Annotated in this window: 15 protein-coding genes; 5 read left to right on the forward strand and 10 right to left on the reverse strand. The window is 72.4% G+C overall.

What is annotated here, in order from left to right; all coding sequences use genetic code 11:
* Window positions 1-45: 45 nt before the first annotated feature.
* The 4 genes from ABFY03_RS04825 to ABFY03_RS04840 all read right to left on the reverse strand — a co-directional run bounded on the left by ABFY03_RS04825 (window position 46) and on the right by ABFY03_RS04840 (window position 5953).
* A complete protein-coding gene (locus tag ABFY03_RS04825) occupies window positions 46-1179 on the reverse strand; it encodes an acyl-CoA dehydrogenase family protein (protein ID WP_319012944.1) in 1134 nt (377 codons plus the stop codon).
* Window positions 1180-1353: 174 nt separating this feature from the next.
* The gene (locus ABFY03_RS04830; RefSeq protein ID WP_346169268.1) at window positions 1354-3615 is read right to left on the reverse strand and encodes an MMPL family transporter; all 2262 of its coding nucleotides are present in this window, start codon (window positions 3613-3615) and stop codon (window positions 1354-1356) included.
* Window positions 3616-3796: 181 nt separating this feature from the next.
* Window positions 3797-5215, reverse strand: a complete 1419-nt coding sequence (locus ABFY03_RS04835) for a sensor histidine kinase (protein WP_346169269.1) — start codon at window positions 5213-5215, stop codon at window positions 3797-3799.
* 42 nt (window positions 5216-5257) lie between these two features.
* The gene (locus tag ABFY03_RS04840; RefSeq protein ID WP_319012947.1) at window positions 5258-5953 is read right to left on the reverse strand and encodes a response regulator transcription factor; all 696 of its coding nucleotides are present in this window, start codon (window positions 5951-5953) and stop codon (window positions 5258-5260) included.
* A gap of 353 nt (window positions 5954-6306) precedes the next feature.
* Between ABFY03_RS04840 and ABFY03_RS04845 the strand changes: the two genes are divergently transcribed.
* Together ABFY03_RS04845 and ABFY03_RS04850 are read left to right on the forward strand one after the other, a co-directional pair.
* Window positions 6307-6900: a TetR/AcrR family transcriptional regulator gene (locus tag ABFY03_RS04845; RefSeq protein ID WP_346169270.1), complete on the forward strand. Its 594-nt coding sequence runs from the start codon at window positions 6307-6309 to the stop codon at window positions 6898-6900.
* A gap of 133 nt (window positions 6901-7033) precedes the next feature.
* Window positions 7034-9109, forward strand: coding sequence for a galactose-binding domain-containing protein (locus ABFY03_RS04850; RefSeq protein ID WP_319012949.1), 2076 nt, complete (start codon window positions 7034-7036; stop codon window positions 9107-9109).
* A gap of 113 nt (window positions 9110-9222) precedes the next feature.
* Here ABFY03_RS04850 and ABFY03_RS04855 read toward each other — a convergent pair whose 3' ends face one another.
* Entirely contained in the window at window positions 9223-10506 is a 1284-nt protein-coding gene (locus ABFY03_RS04855; protein WP_319012950.1) for a YncE family protein, read from the reverse strand.
* A gap of 178 nt (window positions 10507-10684) precedes the next feature.
* Between ABFY03_RS04855 and ABFY03_RS04860 the strand changes: the two genes are divergently transcribed.
* Window positions 10685-11281: a CBS domain-containing protein gene (locus ABFY03_RS04860; protein ID WP_319012951.1), complete on the forward strand. Its 597-nt coding sequence runs from the start codon at window positions 10685-10687 to the stop codon at window positions 11279-11281.
* Window positions 11282-11338: 57 nt separating this feature from the next.
* Here ABFY03_RS04860 and ABFY03_RS04865 read toward each other — a convergent pair whose 3' ends face one another.
* Window positions 11339-11638 (reverse strand): DUF1876 domain-containing protein, encoded by a 300-nt coding sequence (locus ABFY03_RS04865; protein ID WP_319012952.1) that lies wholly within the window; start codon window positions 11636-11638, stop codon window positions 11339-11341.
* Between the two features lie 221 nt (window positions 11639-11859).
* Between ABFY03_RS04865 and ABFY03_RS04870 the strand changes: the two genes are divergently transcribed.
* Window positions 11860-12159, forward strand: coding sequence for a hypothetical protein (locus tag ABFY03_RS04870; RefSeq protein ID WP_319012953.1), 300 nt, complete (start codon window positions 11860-11862; stop codon window positions 12157-12159).
* Between the two features lie 4 nt (window positions 12160-12163).
* Here ABFY03_RS04870 and ABFY03_RS04875 read toward each other — a convergent pair whose 3' ends face one another.
* A complete protein-coding gene (locus ABFY03_RS04875) occupies window positions 12164-12790 on the reverse strand; it encodes a hypothetical protein (RefSeq protein ID WP_319012954.1) in 627 nt (208 codons plus the stop codon).
* A gap of 157 nt (window positions 12791-12947) precedes the next feature.
* Between ABFY03_RS04875 and ABFY03_RS04880 the strand changes: the two genes are divergently transcribed.
* Window positions 12948-13901 carry a nucleoside hydrolase gene (locus tag ABFY03_RS04880; protein ID WP_346169271.1) on the forward strand — a complete coding sequence of 318 codons (954 nt, stop codon included), beginning with the start codon at window positions 12948-12950 and terminating at the stop codon, window positions 13899-13901.
* 15 nt (window positions 13902-13916) lie between these two features.
* On the opposite strand, the gene ABFY03_RS04885 is transcribed toward ABFY03_RS04880, so the two are convergent.
* The 3 genes from ABFY03_RS04885 to ABFY03_RS04895 form a co-directional block, all read right to left on the reverse strand.
* Window positions 13917-15506 (reverse strand): hypothetical protein, encoded by a 1590-nt coding sequence (locus ABFY03_RS04885; protein WP_346169272.1) that lies wholly within the window; start codon window positions 15504-15506, stop codon window positions 13917-13919.
* A 299-nt stretch (window positions 15507-15805) separates the two neighbouring features.
* Window positions 15806-17119 (reverse strand): sugar ABC transporter permease, encoded by a 1314-nt coding sequence (locus ABFY03_RS04890; protein ID WP_319012957.1) that lies wholly within the window; start codon window positions 17117-17119, stop codon window positions 15806-15808.
* Window positions 17116-17919: an ATP-binding cassette domain-containing protein gene (locus ABFY03_RS04895; RefSeq protein ID WP_319012958.1), complete on the reverse strand. Its 804-nt coding sequence runs from the start codon at window positions 17917-17919 to the stop codon at window positions 17116-17118. Before ABFY03_RS04895 ends, ABFY03_RS04890 begins: the two co-directional genes overlap by 4 nt.
* Window positions 17920-17960 lie beyond the last annotated feature (41 nt).

A 17960-nucleotide genomic window follows, 5' to 3' on the forward strand; every position in this document is an offset into this window, starting at 1 on the left:
GCAGCCGTGGGGAACGGCATGGCACGGCCGGGCGCCTCGAAGCCCCTAGGGGATGCGCAGGGGGGCGCGGCCGCTGAAGTACTCGGCCAGCGGGGCCGCCATGCGCGTCCGGGACGGCGGGTGGAACGCCAGGGCGCGGCAGGCGGAGTTGAGGTACGCGATGTCGCCGGAGCCGATGAACGCCATGCCGCCCAGCGCTTCCACGCACAGCGACAGGACCCGGTTGATCGCGTCCTGTGCGGCGTACCGACAGATCAGGGACCGCGACAGGGTGTCCTGCGTGACGCCGGCCGTCGCCACGTCCGCGGCGAGACCTTCCAGCGCGAGGGCGACGGATTCGACGCAGGCCACCGCTTCGGCGGCGACGGCGCTGTCCGCGTGGGGGTTGCCCAGCGTGCGCTCGACCAGGGCGGAGGCGGCGCCGAGGTAGCCGGCCGTCATCAGACCCTCGAACCACACGAAGCCGACGGTCTGCAGCTGGTCCAGGCGCCCGTCCGCGGTGACGTCCGTGCGCACCAGCAGTTCGGCCGGCACCTCGACGTCGTCCAGGACGACCTCGTCGCTCTCGGCGCCCGCCAGGATCGGGCTGCCCCAGAACGGCCTGACGGACAGCCCCGGCGCCTCGGCGGGGATCAGGGCGATGGCCAGCCGGTCCTTTCCGTCCGGGCCGGGCAGGGGCAGGGAGGCGGTGAGCAGGTTCATGGAGCGGGCGAGGCTGCACGGCTTCTTGGAACCGCTCAGGAACACCTTGTCGCCCTCGGTGCGGGCGGTCAGGGACGGATGGAGGATGCCCTGGCCGGTGCGCCCCTCGGCGAAGCCCGAGGCGAGCAGCAGATCGTCCTTGGCGATGGCGGCGAGGAGCAGCCACTCCATGCCGCCGCCGGTGGCCGCCGCCTCGACCAGGGACGCCACCGAGAAGTGGTGCATGGTGGTCGCCACGGCCAGGGACGGGGAGCGCGAGCCGATCGCCCGCTGCACCCGCAGGGCGGTCAGCAGATCCGCGCCGCGGCCGCCGTGCTCGGCGGGCACCAGGAGGCCGGGACCGCCGGCGTCGCGGAACAGCCGCACCCCCGGGCTGTCGACGGCCTCCAGATCGGCCAGCGGCAGCCCGGCCAGGCGCTGGTCCAGGCCCGGCAGCACTTCCTCGACGACGGTACGTTCACGCTCCAGAAACCGCATGGACGGGTCCCCCCACCTGGTAGCTCGACACATGTCGCGCGCTCGGGGCGCCGGGCGGATCTCCGCCCGGCGCCCCGACGGCACGGCAACACGCTATGAGCCGGTGATGCAGCGCCCGTGCAGTGGACCGTCAAGTTCCGCTCATGAGTTCGACATGATCCCCCTGGGGGTGCGTCAGTCGTCGAGACCGATCTTCCGGTGCAGGCGCGCGAGCGGTCGTGGCGCCCACCAGTTGGCACGGCCGGCCAGGCGCATGAACGCCGGGACCAGGATGCCGCGCACCAGGGTGGCGTCGACGATCACGGCGAGCGCGAGGCCGACGCCGAGGAGCTTGAGCGGGGTCAGGGACGAGGTGGCGAAGGCCAGCAGCACGGTCGCGACGAGCGCGGCGGCCGCGGTGACGAGCCGGCCGGTCCGCTCCAGGCCCCAGGCGACGGCGGAGACGTTGTCGCCGGTGCGGTGGTACTCCTCCTTGATCCTCGACAGGAGGAAGACCTCGTAGTCCATGGACAGTCCGAAGGCGACGCAGAACATCAGGATCGGTGTGTCGATGTCGAGCATGCCGGTGACGGTGAAGTCGCCGACCAGCCAGCGCAGGTGCCCGTCCTGGAAGACGTACACCATCGCCCCGAACGTCGCGGTGAGACTGAGCAGGTTCAGCACGATCGCCTTGACCGGGATGAGGAGGCTGCCGGTGAACAGGAAGAGCAGCACCGTCGTGGACAGGGCGATGATGCCGAGCGCCCAGGGCAGCTTGTCCCCGAGGGTGGCCTTGGAGTCCACCAGGAGCGCCGCCTGTCCGCCGACGAGCACGGTGTCCGGCGCGGGCTCCGCGCGCAGCGTCTCGACGAGGTCCATGCCCCGCTCGGAGTAGGGCTCGGTGTCGGAGACCACCGACAGCCAGGTGCCCTTGTCCGCCTTGAACCGCTCGCTGGCGGGGCCGGGCGGGGCGATCCGGGCGCCTTCGCTGTACGAGCCGGTCAGCGCGTCGACGCGGGTGATGCCGGGGACGGTGGACAGCTGCTCGGCGTACTCGGCCACCTTGCCCGCCGACGCGGCCGGGTCGATGTCCGGCAGGACCACGTTCAGCGGTGAGCCCTCCCGGTTGTCGAACTCCTCGCGCAGCACCTGGGCACCCTGGTACGCCGGGGAGGAGGCGGGCAGGACCCGGTCGTCGCTGTCGCCGAACTCGGCCCGCAGGAAGGGCAGTCCGAGCGCCACCAGGACGGCCGCGACCGTGAGGGCGAACGGCAGCGGCCGACGCATGACCGCCATGGCCAGCTTGTGCCAGAAGCCCTCCGTGTCGGTGCGCGCCGCGGTCGCCCTGCGGCCGCGGCGGAAGAGGCGCCGGACGTCGAGGGCGTCGACGCGGTGGCCGAGCACGGCCAGCAGCGCCGGCAGCACGATGACCGATCCGAGTGCGGCGAGGACCACGACGGCGATGCCGGAGTAGGCGAAGGACCGCAGGTGGTACATGGGGAAGACGAGCATCGCCGAGAGCGACAGGGCGACGGTCAGGGCCGAGAACAGCACGGTGCGCCCGGCGGTGCGCACGGACTCGCCGACGGCCTCGTGGACGGTGCGGCCCCGGGCCAGTTCCTCGCGGTAGCGCGTGACGATGAACAGGCTGTAGTCGATCGCGAGACCGAGGCCGAGGGCGGTGGTGATGTTGACGGAGAACACCGAGACCTGGACGACCATGTCCAGCAGCCGCAGGACGACGAACGAGCCGATCACCGCGAGGATGCCGACGGCGAGCGGGGTGCTCGCCGCGACCACGCTGCCGAACACCAGCAGCAGAATGATCAGTACGAGCGGTCCGGACAGCAGCTCGGCCCTGGTGAGGTCTTCCTCGCTGCGCTTCTCGATCTCCATGCGCACGGCGGTCACGCCGGTCGCGGTCACCTTCAGCGCACCCTGCTCGCCGACCACGTCGGGCACGATCCGTGCCGCGGCCTTGCGGACCTCGTCCTCGTCACCGGCGAGGCGGACCATGATCAGGCCGGTGCGCCCGTCCTTGGAGCGCAGCGTGGGCGGCTTGTCCAGCGTCCAGTAGGACGCCGCCTGCACCACGCCCGGCTCCTTGGCGAGGCGGTCGGTCAGCGCGGTGGCGTCGGCGCCGACATCGGGGCTGTCGATGCTCCTGCCGGCGGCGGCGATGAACACCAGGTGGGGGGAGCCGCCTTCGAAGCGGTTGTTGAGCAGTTCGTCCGCGCGGGCCGACTCGGAGGCCGGGACGGTGATGCCGCCCTCCGACAGGCGGCTCTCCACGTCGGAGCCGAACGGCACCGCGACGATCAGCGCCACCATGGTGACCAACAGGACGGCCAGTCGGCGCTTCGCCAGCCAGCGGCCCAGTGCGGCCAGACCCTTCGGCGGAGCGGGTGGTGCGGCTTGCGGCGGCGTCTGGCTGCGGACGGTGGACTGGGAAGCCACGCCTCCTCCTAGGAGGTGAGTTGAGGGAAGCGGCCCGGTGGGCGCGCACGAAAGGGATCGAGGGACGGGGGAAAGAGGGGCCGGGGCGCCGCACAGGGCGGTGCCGGGCGTCAGCGTAGGAACGGCCGCTGCAACAGCCCGGCAGGGCAGATGCAGGGGACATGCAGGTGCGGCGCCGAGTTCACCGCAGGCTCTCCTTCAGAGCGGCCGGGGCGTGGTGCTCGTCCTGAGAGGGTGGCCGGGCCGGGAGGCGTACCTCGGCGTGGAGTCCGCCGCCGGGAGCCTCCTGGAGCAGGATGTCGCCGTCGTTGACCCGCGCCAGGCTGGCGGCGATGGCCAGGCCCAGGCCGGAGCCCTCCCCGGTGGCGGCGTTGGCCCCGCGCCAGAACCGGTCGCACGCGCGGGCCCGTTCGGCGGCGGTCATGCCGGGGCCGGAGTCGGCGCACTGCACGGCCACCATCGCGGCGTCCTCGACGAGGCGGACGCGGACGGCCGTGCCGGCCGGCGCCGCGCGCACCGCGTTGTCGAGGAACACGTCGAGGATCTGGTCCACGGTGCCGGCGACCGCCGACGCCACGAGCTCCTCCTCGCCCTCGACCGTCACGGCGATGCCCCGGGGTTCGGAGACCAGCCGCCACGACGCCACCCGTTCTTCGACGACGGCCCGCACGTCGATCCTCTCGGTGGCCTGGGCACCGGACTCCGCCCGCGCCAGCAGCAACAGCGCGTTGAGGATGGCGGCCATCCGGTCCACCTCTCCGAGTGCCTGTTCCAGGCTTCCGCTGCCGTCGCGTGCGATGTGGGGTTCCAGGTTCTCCAGGCGCAGCCGCAGCGCCACCAGCGGGGACCTGAGCTGGTGCGAGGCGTCGGAGACGAACGACTTCTGCACGGTGACCTGGTGCTGCACCTGTTCGGCGAGGTGGTTGAAGGTCTCGGCGAGCACCCGCAGATCCGGGGGGCCGAGACGGACCGGCACGCGAGCGGTGTGGTCCCCGTCGGCGAACCGGCGGGCCGCCACCTCCAGGCAGCGCACGGGACGCAGGATCCACCGGGCCAGCGGTTCGGCCAGGAAGCCGCTCGCCGCCAGGGCGAGCGCTCCGGTCACGGCGACCGCGGCCCAGATCGTCCACTGCTTCAGCTCCAGGTCGTCCAGGGCCGAGCACACCACCACGACGCCGACCAGCATGCCCCGGTGGACGGCCGGCACGGCCACGACCAGTTCCTCGGCGGGCTCGGAGAACTGCCGGTCGGAGGAGTCGGTGAACCGCCCCTCCAGCGCCGCCCGTACGACGCTCTGCCGCGTGAGTTCGGCGGGCAGCGGATGCAGCGCCCCGACGACCGGCCGGCCCTCGGCGTCGAAGACGTGGGCGCGGCCTCCCGTACGGTCCTGGTACTCGGCGATCTGCCGCCGGAGCCCGCTCTGTTCCCCCTCGGTGAGGGCGCGCACCACCGTGGGCAGCAGCCCGCGCGCCTCCGTCACCCGCGTATGGACGAGTTCCCGCCGTGCCTCGTCGCTGAGCTGCAGGGCCAGGGGCAGTCCCAGGAGGGTGACCACCACGACGGGCAAGGCCACCAAAGCGGCCACGAGATGACGCCGCACGCCAGAACTCCCCCTTCATCGTCCGGACATGTCGGTCGTCGTTCAGTGCCGGTCGGGCAGGACCAGGCGGAAGCCCACGCCGCGCACCGACTGGATCCACTCCCGGCCGCCGAGCTTGCTCCGCAGCGAGCCGATGTGCACGTCGAGGGTGCGCGTGGAACCGTGCCAGTTGGGGTCCCACACCTCGTTGATGAGGTCGTCCCTGCCCTTGACGGCGCCGGCGTCGTCGAGGAGCGCTGCCAGCAGGTCGAACTCGCGGCGGGTCAGGTGCACCAGTTCGCCGTCCAGCTGCACCATGCGCGTCCGCAGGTCGACCAGGAGGGGGCCCAGCGCGCAGAGTTCGTCCTCGGCGCCGGTGCCCGCCGACCGCTCGGCCCGGGCGGGTGCGTGCACGCGCCGGGCGACCGCGTCCATGCGCGCCAGCAGTTCCCGCATGCTGTACGGCTTGACCAGGTAGTCGTCGGCGCCGGCCTGTAACACCAGGATCCGGTCGAGTTCCTCGGACCGCGCGGTGACCGCGATGATGGGAACGCCGGAGGTCTCTCGTACGCGCCGGCACACCTCCTGCCCGTCCAGGTCGGGCAGTCCGAGGTCCAGCAGGACGAACTCGGTGCGGTGCGCGGCCCGCAAGGCCTCGGCCCCACTGCCGACCCAGTCGACGTCGTGTCCGAATCTCTGCAATGCCTCGGTCAGCGCCTCGGCGATCCGCGTGTCGTCTTCCACCACGAGCACCTGCATCTCTGCTCCCCCATCGCGGCGGAGCCGTCCCCCTGACGGCCTGCCCCGCACGGATGTTAACGATGTTGTGGGAATGGATGGACGAAACCGGCGGGTAACGTCGAGGGCTACCCGAAAGAATTCGGACCGGAAAAGACCCACGCGAACGGGAACGGTCCGAGAAATGAATTCGGCACTCATTCCTTATGCGTTTTCCATATGAATCGACCGTCACCGGTGGCGCCTTTCGTCACCCGCCCGCGGGCGGCGCGCCTCTCGGAGTCGCCGCGGCCGATGCCCCGCACCCCGCGGCCGCCGGGCGCGGGGCCGGGACGACGGGCGGTTACCCTGACGCCTTGACCCGAGGAGGAAGCATGGCGCGGATGCCGTCGGCGGAGCGACGCCGGCAGCTGGTCGAGGCGGCGATCAGGGCGATGACCAGGGACGGGGTGGCCAGGACCACCACGCGGTCGATCTGCGCCGAGGCCGGTGTCTCGCTGAGCGTCTTCCACTACTGCTTCGACTCCAAGCAGGCCCTCCTGGAGGCCGCGATCGAGACCATCATCGGCGACTACGTGGCCCGGGTGATGAAGGCCGTCGAGCCGAGGGCGACCCTGCGTGAGACCGTGCGGGCGGCGCTGCGGACGTACTGGGAGGACGTCACCGCGCATCCGGGCGAGCACATGCTGACGTACGACCTCACCCAGTACGCGCTGCGCGAGCCGGGCTTCGAGCACCTGGCCCGGGCCCAGTACGAGCAGTACGTGCGGTCGGCGACGGCCCTGGTGGAGCAGGTGGGGTCGGTGCGCGGGGCGGAGCCGAAGGTTCCGGTGGCGACGCTGGCGCGCCACCTGGCGGCGGCGGTGGACGGGATGACGCTCCAGTACCTGGTGCTCCGGGACGAGCAAGCCGCCGCCGAGCAACTGGAACTGACGGCTGATCAGCTGGTTCGACTGATCGAGGGCTGACGCGCGGGAGGCGGGGGTCCGGGACGCCGCACGATCGTCAACAGGTCATTTGACCCGGACCCTTGACTCAGACCTTCCGCACCGCGATCCTCGGGGCGCCCGGTACACCCCCTCGACCGGAGGCTTCGCGACCATGACCCCACGCACCACCCGAAGCGCCTCTCCTTTCCGCGGGACACGCCGCCTCGGTCTCGTGTCCCTGCTCCTCGCCCTCGCGGCGGTGCTCTTCGGCGCCGCGCCCGTCCCCGCGGCCGACGCGCCGTGGTGGGAGCCGGCCGCCCGGCCGGGGCCCGATTCCCAGGTGAACGCCACCGGCGCGCCGTTCACCGGCACCGACGCCCAGGGGCGCGTGCGCGGCTTCGTCGACGCGCACAACCACGTGATGTCCAACGAGGGCTTCGGCGGCCGGCTGATCTGCGGCAAGCCGTTCTCCACGGCCGGCGTGGCCGACGCGCTGAAGGACTGTCCCGAGCACTATCCGGACGGCTCCGGCGCGATCTTCGAGAACCTGACGGGCGGCGCGAACGGCAAGCACGACCCGGACGGCTGGCCGACGTTCGCCGACTGGCCGGCCCACGACTCGCTGACCCACCAGCAGAACTACTACGCCTGGCTGGAGCGTGCCTGGCGCGGCGGCCAGCGGGTGCTCGTCAACGACCTGGTCTCCAACGGCCTGTTGTGCTCGCTCATGCCCCGGGACCGCGGCTGCGACGAGATGGAGGCCATCCGGCTGGAGGCCCGGAAGACGTACGAGATGCAGGACTACGTCGACGCGATGTTCGGCGGCCCCGGCAAGGGCTGGTTCCGCATCGTCACCAGCGCCGACCAGGCGCGGTCGGTGGTCGAGCAGGGCAAGCTCGCCGTCGTCCTCGGGGTGGAGACCTCGGAGCCGTTCGGCTGCAAGCAGATCCTCGACGTGGCCCAGTGCGACCAGGCGGACATCGACCGCGGCCTGGACGAGCTGTACCGGCTCGGGGTGCGCAGCATGTTCCTGTGCCACAAGTTCGACAACGCGCTGTGCGGGGTCCGCTTCGACAGCGGCACGACCGGCGTGGCGGTGAACATCGGCCAGTTCCTGTCCACCGGCACCTTCTGGTCGACCGAGCGGTGCGCGGGCCCGCAGCAGGACAACCCGATCGGGCTGGTGGCGCCCGCCGCCATGGCGGAGAAGCTGCCGGCCGGGGTGAGCGTGCCCGCCTACGCCTCCGACGCGCGCTGCAACACCCGGGGGCTGACCAGGCTGGGCGAGTACGCGCTCCGGGGCATGATGGACCGGGGCATGATGCTGGAGCTCGACCACATGAGCGTGAAGGCGGCCGGCCGGGCGCTGGACATCCTGGAGGCCGAGGAGTACCCGGGCGTGCTCTCCACGCACAGCTGGATGGACCTCGACTGGACCGAACGGCTCTACAGGCTGGGCGGGTTCACCGCCCCGTACATGCACAGTGCCGGCGGCTTCATCGGTGAGGCCGACGGGAAGGCCGAGCTGCGCGAGAAGTACGGCGTCGGCCTCGGCTACGGCACCGACATGAACGGCGTCGGCGGCTGGCCCGGCCCGGTCGGCCCGGACGCGCCGAACGCGGTGACGTACCCGTACCGCAGCTTCGACGGCGGCACCGTCCTCGACCGGCAGGTGACCGGCGAGCGGACCTGGGACCTGAACACGGACGGCGCGGCGCACGCGGGGCTCGTGCCGGACTGGATCGAGCAGATCCGGCTCACCCCGGGCGGCCCCGAGGTCATCGGGGACCTGGCGCTGGGCGCCGAGTCGTACCTGCGGACCTGGCGGGCGACCGAGCGGCACGAGCCGGGCGAGAACCTGGCGGCGGGCAGGCCCACGTCGGCCAGTTCCACCGAGTGGCACCCGTTCACGAGCTACGCCTCGGGGCGCGCCTTCGACGGGGACACGGAGACCCGCTGGGCGAGCGACTGGTCGGACGACCAGTGGCTCCAGGTGGACCTGGGCGAGGTCCGGCGGGTCGGCCGGGTGACGCTGGACTGGGAGCGGGCCTACGCCCGGCAGTACCGGATCGAGGTCTCGGAGGACGGCGCGAGCTGGCGGACGGTCTGGTCGACGGAGGCGGGTGACGGCGGGTACGACACGGCCGAGTTCGCCTCGACACCCGCCCGTCACGTACGCGTCCACGGGGAGCGGCGGGCCACGCAGTGGGGCTACTCGCTCCACGAGGTGACGGTCGCCCGCTCCTGAGCCCGCTTCTGGGACCGCTCCTGGGCCCACGCGGCGGAGAGGGCGGACGACGAGGAAGGGCCGGCCGGATCGAAGGCGATCCGGCCGGCCCTTCCGGCCCTTCCGACGGGCCGTCAGTTCGTCGTCGGGGAGGTCCAGTCGGCGGGCACGCGGGCGAGCCTGACGCGCTGCGGGTGGTCGCCGACCGCGACGGACGCGACGCGCTCGCCGGTGGCGAAGTCGATGGCGCTGACCCGGTCGGCGCCGCTCTCCGAGACGACACAGGCCCGCCCGTCACCGCTGACGGTCGCCCAGTAGGGCTTGCTGGTGGGGACGAGCGGGCCCTGCTTCAGGGTCTCGCGGTCCACGACCGTGGCGTAGTCGTCCATGGTCCCGGCGACGCAGAGCTTGCGTCCGTCGGGGCTGATCGACAGGCCGTGGTGGCGCGAGTCGTTGACCCAGGTGGTGCGGTCCGGGTCGGTGGCGGGGTTGCCCGGCAGGGTCTTCAGCCGGGTGACGCGGTCGCTCTCGACGTCGTACTCCAGGAAGCCGTTGAGGAACGACACCTGGAAGTAGAGCTTCTTCTCGTCCGGCGTGAAGACGAGCGGGCGGACGGCGTCGGAGAGGTCGTCGCGGCCGAAGGCGTCGAGGCGGGAGCGCATGTCGATCACCCGGACCGTCTCGAAGGTCGTCGCGTCCACCACGGTGATCCTGCGGTCGCCCTTGGTCCAGTCGAGCCAGGGCGCGTCGAGGGCGGTGGTGACCTCGCCGATGGACATGTTCCACAGGCGTCCGTCGGAGGTGAAGACGTTCTCGTGCGGCTTGTCGCCGGTCTTGAAGCTGCCGAGTTCGCGGCCGGTGGCGATGTCGAGGACGTGGACCGTGTTGGCGGTGGAGGCGGAGACGGCGACGCGGGTGCCGTCGGGCGAGACGGCCATGTGGTCGGAGCGGTGACCGGCCACGGGGAAGCGCCAGTTGATCCGGCCGGTCCGCAGGTCGAGGGAGACGACGTCGGCGAAGCTGGGCCGCGAGACGACCATGGAGGTGCCGTCGGGGGTGGCGTACATGTCGTCGACGAACTGGTCGTGCCCCTCGCCCGGCCCGCTGCGGACGCCGAGGAAGAACGCGAGCTTGACCGGGTCGAGGTAGATCTCGCGCAGGCGTTCCTCCTTGTCGGGGATCACGTTCAGCCGGCCGATGCGGTGGAAGTCGCCGCGGGCGGCGATGACGTCGGCGGTGCCGTCCCAGTTGTTGCCGACGAACATCACCTCCTGGAGCGGCCCTTCCGCCGCCGGGACCGCGGGCGCGGCGGCCGCGGGCGCGGCGACGGCCGGGGCGAGAAGCGTGAGGGAGGCCGTGACGGAGGCGGCGAGGGCGACCGCGAGACGGCGGGTCCGGGTCGTACGTGCCGAGGGCATGGGGGTGCCTCTCTTTCCTTGGCGGGGCGGGGACTTACCGGAGGTAACTCGCAGGTAACCACGGACCCGCCCCGCCCACAAGACGTCTTCGCACCCCCGTTCCCCACCCCTCCCGCACGCCGCGCGCGCCCGATGCGGGATCATGGAACGGTCACCCGCAGAAGGGACGGAACGGACGATGAGGCACCGCAGTGTGGCGGACCTGATGACCCCGACGGCGGTCGCGGTCCAGCGCGGGACACCGTTCAAGGAGATCGCGCGGCTCCTCGACGAGTACGGCATCACGGCCGTGCCGGTCGTCGACGAGGAGAACCGGCCGGTGGGCGTGGTCTCCGAGGCGGACCTGCTGCGCCGCCACACCGCCAAGGACGGCCCCAGCACCGCCGAGGCGATGATGTCCAGCCCGGTGCACACGGCCCGGCCCTCCTGGACGGCGGTCGAGGCGGCCCGGCTCATGGAGCGGCACCGGGTGAAGCGGCTGCCGGTCGTGGACGCGGGCGGGCGGCTCATCGGCGTGCTCAGCCGCAGCGATCTGCTGCAGCTCTTCCTGCGCCGGGACCGCGCGATCCAGGAGGAGATCCGCGAGGACGTGGTCGTCCGCATCCTCGGCCTCTCCCCCGCCGCCGTCCACATCGACGTCGACGAGGGCCGGGTCACGCTCAGCGGCACCGTGGGGCGCGCGGACCTCGTCCCGCTGCTGCGGCGTCTGTGCGAGTCCGTCGACGGGGTGGTCGAGGTGGTCGACCACCTGGTGGTGGAGCCGCCCCGGGACTGAGCGGACCGCGGCCCCCGGGTGAGCCCGGGGGCCGCGGTCCGTGCGGGGGCGGGCTCCTCAGGAGACCGCCTCCGGCCAGCCGTATCCGGGGCCCGTGTGCTGCGGTACGGTCCCGGCGCCGGCGGCGTCCATCTCCCGGTTCGCCTCCCGCATGAGCTTGCCCGCCAGGTCCTTCATGGCCCGGCTCGCGGCCAGCTCGTCCCCGATGACCGGCACGTCCGTGTCCGCCGGGTTGCAGCGGGCCGTTCCGTGCCCCGTGAAGGTCGCCTGCCCCGTGTCGAGGCGGGCCTCGGCCTTGGTCCTGCCCGCGTCCTCGCTCAGTTCCAGGCCGACCCTCCATTCCAGGTTCCGTGTCATGGTCTGCCTCCTCGCATGCCGGTGGGCGCCGCCGGTGCCGTACGCGCCCGGGGCGCCGCTCCCCCGCCCCTTCCAGGATCCGCCCGCGACGGCGTCGGCGCACGCGCGGCGGCCGGGAGAGGCGCCTGCGGCCGGCGGGTGGAGGCGCGTGTTCCGCCGCGGACGTGCGGGAACCACCCCTCGCACAGAGGTTTCACTGCCCACGGCGAAGGGGAGCCGCGATGGCCGGCCGGTTCGGCGCGCGCAAACGGCTGGAGGTGCTCCAGGTGGCCGTGGCCGGCCTCGGGGTTCCCGCGAGCCTCGGGATCGGCGTGGTCCTGAACGCGAGCGGCCTGCACGTCGGCATCGGACTCGCGGCGACCGCGCTCGTCCTCATGGCCACGGCCACCGCCCTCGGCAAGCTGGACGCCCTGCTGTCCCGCTATCCCGCCCCGCCCTCGCAGCAGCAGCGCCGCGTCCGCCGGACGGAGGGCGGGGAGCAGGGCGAGGACGGAACCGGCTTCGGGGACGGCCCTCCCTGACCCGTCAGGCGGGCGAGGGCCGGCCGGGCGTGGTGTGCGCGAGGAGGAACTCGGTCGCTCCGGCGATGGCCTCCGCGTAGCTGCCGTGGACGGGCTCGGACTCCTGCTCCTGCTGGTCGGCGGCGGTGGCGGTGTACCACCAGGCGTCGGCGTCCGCGTCGTGGTGCACGACGGCGGTGCCGCCCGCGTAGTGCAGCGGGATGGACTCGCTGGCCGACTTCCTGACCACGGCGTGGGGCCACTTGAGCCGGGCGGACTGCCGCTTGATGCCGCCCCAGGCGGCGCCGAGCTGCGCGTAGTTCGCGCCGCTGCGGCCGGCGACGGTGGCGGCGCTCTCGGCCAGCCGGTCGACGGACTGCTTGGCCTCGTACAGCGCCCGCAGGAGCGCCAGCTGCACGTCGGGGGCGGCCATCAGGACCGGGTCGGGGTCCTTGCCGGCGGCGCGGTAGGCCAGCAGGCGGGTCGAGATGCGCTCCGCCAGGTCGCGGACGGCTTCGTGGACGTGCTCGTCCATGGTGAACGCGTCGTCCTGCACGGGCTCGCGGTACGGCGGCTCCACCAGGTTCGAGAGGGCGGTCCAGAAGTCGTCGTCGGTCTTGTCGGGGGTCGGGACCCCGGCCACATCGCTCATGCGACAAGCGTACCTGTCAAAGAGGGCTGGTGACAGGAAATACTGTCGAACACGCCGTCGACTGTCACCCGGCGCGTGGACGGACGCGTGGCGCGGAAGACGGGCCGACGCGCCCTGATCGGGGCGCTGCGGAGGGCGGATGTGGGACGGTGGGGGCATGGCCGTTCCCGTGATTCTCGACTGCGATCCCGGTCACGACGACGCGTTCAACATCCTCCTCGCCGCCGCGCACCCCGCGGTCGAGCTGCTCGCCATCACCACCGTCGCGGGCAACCAGACCGTGGAGAAGACCACGCTCAACGCCCGGCGGGTGTGTGCGGCGGCCGGGATCCGGGGGGTGCCGATCGCCGCGGGGCGGGCCCGGCCGCTGCGCGGGCCGGGCCGGGTCGCCGCCGACATCCACGGTGCCTCGGGGCTCGACGGGCCCGGCTTCGGCACGGGCGAACCGGACGTGCCGCAGGATCCGCGCGACGCCCTCACCCTGCTCCGGGACACCCTCCTGGCGCACCCGGAGCCGGTGACGCTCGTGCCGACCGGACCGCTCACCAACATCGCGGTGCTGCTGCTCGCCCACCCCGAACTCGCCGCCCGCGTCGCCCGGATCGTGCTGATGGGCGGCTCGACGGAGCGCGGGAACACCACGCCCGCGGCCGAGTTCAACATCCTGTGCGACCCGGAGGCGGCCGACATCGTCCTCCGCAGCGGGCTGCCGGTGACGATGTTCGGCCTCAACGCGACCCACCAGGTGCGGGCCACCCCCGAGGTGGTCGCCCGGATCGACGCCCTCGGCACCCCGCTGAGCCGGCTCTGCGTCGACCTGCTCACCTACTTCGCGTCCACCTACCGGGAGGTGTTCGGCTTCGACGCTCCCCCGCTGCACGATCCGCTCACCGTCGCCCACCTGATCGACCCGGCGGTGTCCGGCCTCGCGCGGGCGGCCGTGGCGGTGGAGCTGAACGGGACGTACACCAGGGGCGCGACGGTGGTGGACCTGCACGGGGTGACGGGCCTGCCCGCCACCGTCGACGTCGCGACGGACGTCGACGCGGACCGGTTCTGGGACCTGATCGTGGCAGCCGTGCGCACGCTGGGCGGTACCACCCGGTCCTGACCCCGGCCCCGGATCCTACGGCTGGGCGTCGAGCCAGCTCAGCTTGTGCCCGTAGAGCACCCGCTGGCAGTAGTCGGTGCCCACCGGATCGGCGGCGTCCCGGTTCGCGGTGCAGTCGGACGCCGAGCCGGGGCGGTGCTCGGAGAGGGACCACAGGCGGCCCGTGCCGCGCTCCACGTACAGGTCCTCCGGACCCCGGGCCGTCTTGACGGGCTGGCCCTTCTGGACCAGCTGCCCGTTGCTCCACTGGTAGCGCCAGAGCTGGCCGGGCTCGTCCGTGCCCTTGGACTCGTTGACGTACAGCGTGCCGCCGGTCGACACCGCGCCCTGCGCGCCGCCGTTGGCCAGGGGCAGGTAGTTGGCCCAGCCCTCCGCGGTCACGTCGGCGGTGCGTCCCTCCAGGGCCGCGACCGGGTAGGAGGCGATGCGTCCGGTGGACGGGTAGCCGGTCTGCGGACGGCAGTACTCGCCCATCAGCAGCCGGTCCGGGGTGGTGCTGCGGTCGAGGGAGATGTAGGACGCCTTCGGGGCGCCGGTCGAGACGCAGGCGTACGAGCCCTTGGGGTTGCTCTGGGTCGCCTTGAACTTCCAGGCGGCGACCTGCGGCATCACGTAGCGGTAACCGAAGCTGTACCAGACGTTGTTGTGCCGGCCGACCTTCGTCTTGTCCTGGACGTTGGCCGTCGTCTGCACGCCGTCGGTGTCGGCGCCCATGGCGTCGTGCGTGGTGGGGTCGCCGTCCGGGTCGAGGTCCATGATGGTGCGCATGTCGAAGACGCGCAGGCCGTTGCGGGTGTCGGCGACGTAGAGGTAGTTGCCGTACCAGACGATCCCGCCGGCGTGGACGCCCTTCTGGATCGGGTACTCGGCGGCGTGCAGACCGTCGAAGGAGACGTGGTCGGCCGAGTTCACGTAGGTCCAGCCCAGCAGGACGTGCCGGTACCTGACCTCCGGGCTGCCGGTGGCCGGGTTGGTGCGGCTCTGGACGAAGGTGATCCGGACGCCCTTCTGGTTGCAGGCGTCGTCGGCGGCGAGTTCGGCGGCGGTGCAGTCGCCGGTCGCCGGGTCCGGGTCGGTCTCGCGGCCCGGGTCCCAGCCGTCGTACGAGGCGAAGAGCTGGATGTTCCCGGCCTCGCCCCACAGCTCGTTGTCCTTGGCGTCGGAGACGCCGGTGATGCCCTGCGGCACCCACTCGCGCGAGACGGAGTCGTCGCTCTGCAGGCAGTACTTGATGTCGGGGTCGGCCGCGGTGCCGAACGGGTCGCGCGGGCACCACGGTTCGGCCGTCCGGTTGGCCCCGGCGAGGAGGTTCTGCACGCCCGACTTGGGAAGGACGGCGTCCAGGCGGGCGACCCGGGTGGTGGTCTCGGCGTTCAGCGCGCCGGGCGACAGCGTGAAGTCGCCCGGCGAGGCCGCACCGCCGGGCGAGGTCCAGGCGGTGGCCGCGAACGGCGCGGGCGCGGTCTCGGTCGTCAGGGGCTCCTGGACCGTGGGGTCCGAGCCGGGCACGTCCTCGGCCTGGGCCGGGGCCACGAGGCCGGTGAACGCGAGCGAGGCCGCGCCGGCGGCGGTGAACCAGGCGCGGCGTATTCGCCTTGAGGGCATGGGGAAGTGCCTCCGTGCTCATGTGCAGGACAAGTCACACGGAGGTTTCCAGAACGTTCGAGCGATGCGCAAACATGACCGATGGATCGTCAGAAACGCGCATACAAGGGTGATTATGTGGCGATGTGGGCAGAATGAGGCCCGCAGGCCGGGGCGAACCTGCGGGCAAGAGTGATCACGGGAGGCCGGCGGCCGGGCGAACCGGCGCAGGACCTTCCCCGGATCCGCACAAGATCCCCACGGTGGGCGCGCGCGGCCTCACCGCGGTGCGGGGGCGACGCGGGGACGTCCGGGCGCCGTCAGGCGCGGCCCGCGGCCTTCTGGCTGCGGCGGGAGAGGGAGTCGACGACCACGGCGGCCAGCAGGACCGCGCCGGTGATCATGAACTGAACGGCGTTGCTCACGCCCATGATGTTCATGCCGGACTGAATGGAACCGATGACGAGGGCGCCGAGCAGCGCGGACCAGACCGAGCCGCGCCCGCCGAACAGGCTCGTCCCGCCGATGACGGCGGCGGCGATGACGTTCATCAGCAGGTTGCCGCCGCCCGAGGTCTGGCTCGCGGACTGGATCTGGCCGGCGAGGAAGACGCCGCCGACGGCCGCCATGGTGCCGGCGATGGTGAAGACGCTCATCCGGACGAACGGCACGCTGATGCCGGCCCGCCGCGCTCCCTCGATGTTGCCGCCGACGGCGAAGATCTGCCGCCCGTAGCGGGTGCGGCGCAGTACGAAATCGAGGACGACCAGCACGACCAGGAAGATCAGCAGCGCGAGCGGCAGTCCCTGGTACCGGTTGAGGATGTACGCGGCGGCGAAGGCGATCGCCGCGAGGACGAGGGTCCGCAGCACGATCTCGGCGAGCGGCCGGTACGGCACCCGGGCGGCCCGCCGGCGCCGCGCGTCGAGCAGCGAGGCGAGCAGGAACAGCCCGACGCCCACCGCCGCCGTGAGGTAGGCGGCCGCCGGGCTCTCGAAGATGGTGGAGTACAGCTCGGCGACGACGCTCTCGCTGGGGATGTTGACGGTGCCGCTGGTACCGAGCACCTGGAGCATCAGGCCGTTCCAGGCGAGGTTGCCCGCCAGGGTGACGACGAAGGCGGGCACGCCCACCTTGGCGAAGAAGAAGCCCTGGACGAGCCCGACCGCCGCTCCCCCGGCGATCGCGACGAGCAGCGCCAGCCACTGGTTCATGCCGTTGATGACGTTGAGGACGGCGAAGAGCGCCGCGCAGAGTCCGCTGACGGAGCCGACGGACAGGTCGATCTCGCCGAGCAGGAGGACGAAGACGATCCCGACGGCGATCATCCCGGTGCCGACGATCTGCTGGCTGAGGTCGGACAGGTTCTGCGCCGAGAGGAAGGCGCTGTCGAGGCTGCCGAAGACCGTCCAGATCACGATGACGGCGACGACGACGGGCAGCGAGCCGAGTTCGCCGCTGCGCAGCTTGCGCCGGAACTCGCCGACGTAACCGCGGAAGCCCTCCTCACGGACGATCAGCCGGCTGTCGACCGCGGGCACCGCCTCGGGGGCCGGCTCCTGGGCGCCCGCGTCGGCGGGGCCGGCCGGGCCGGGCACGCCGTGCCGTCCGTCGGGGTCCCTGGCGCCGTTCATGGCGTCTCCTCCCCGTCCTGGGCCTCCCGCTGCTCGCGCTTGCGGGCCTGGCGCCGGGTGACGGCGCTGTCGGTGGCTCCGGTGATGGCGGAGATGATCTCCTCGGTGGTGGTGGCGCGCCGGTCGAAGAAGCCGTTGTTGCGGCCGAGGCGCAGCACCGCGATCCGGTCGGCGACCGCCATCACGTCCACCATGTTGTGGCTGATCAGGATGGTGCCGAGGCCGTGCTCGCGGAGGCGTTCGACGAGGTCGAGGACCTCGGCGGTCTGCTCCACGCCGAGCGCCGCGGTGGGCTCGTCCAGGATGACGATCTTCGGTTCGCCGATGAGCGAGCGGGCGATCGCCACGGTCTGGCGCTGGCCGCCGGAGAGCGACGCGACGGGGATCCGTACCGACGGGATCCGGATGGAGAGCGTGTCGAGCAGTTCGCGCGAGCGCCGCTCCATCCGGACCTCGTCGAGCACGCCGAACCGGCGCAGCTCCCGGCCGAGGAAGAGGTTGCCGACGACGTCCAGGTTGTCGCAGAGGGCGAGGTCCTGGTAGACGGTGGCGATGCCCAGGTGCTGGGCGTCGTGGGGCCGATGGATGGAGACCGGCCGGCCCTGCCACTCGATGACGCCGTCGTCGGGCGGGTTCACCCCGGCGATCGCCTTGACGGCGGTCGACTTGCCGGCGCCGTTGTCGCCGACCAGCGCGACCACCTCACCGGCGTGGACCTCCAGGTCGAAGCCCGACAGGGCCTGGACCGCGCCGAACCTCTTGGACACCCCCCGGAGCGTGAGCACGGGCGCTTCGGTCACCTTCGACCGCCTCCTCGGCGGGAGCGGGCACCACCGGGCGG

It is taken from the genome of Streptomyces roseofulvus, assembly GCF_039534915.1.
GTDB lineage: Bacteria > Actinomycetota > Actinomycetes > Streptomycetales > Streptomycetaceae > Streptomyces > Streptomyces roseofulvus.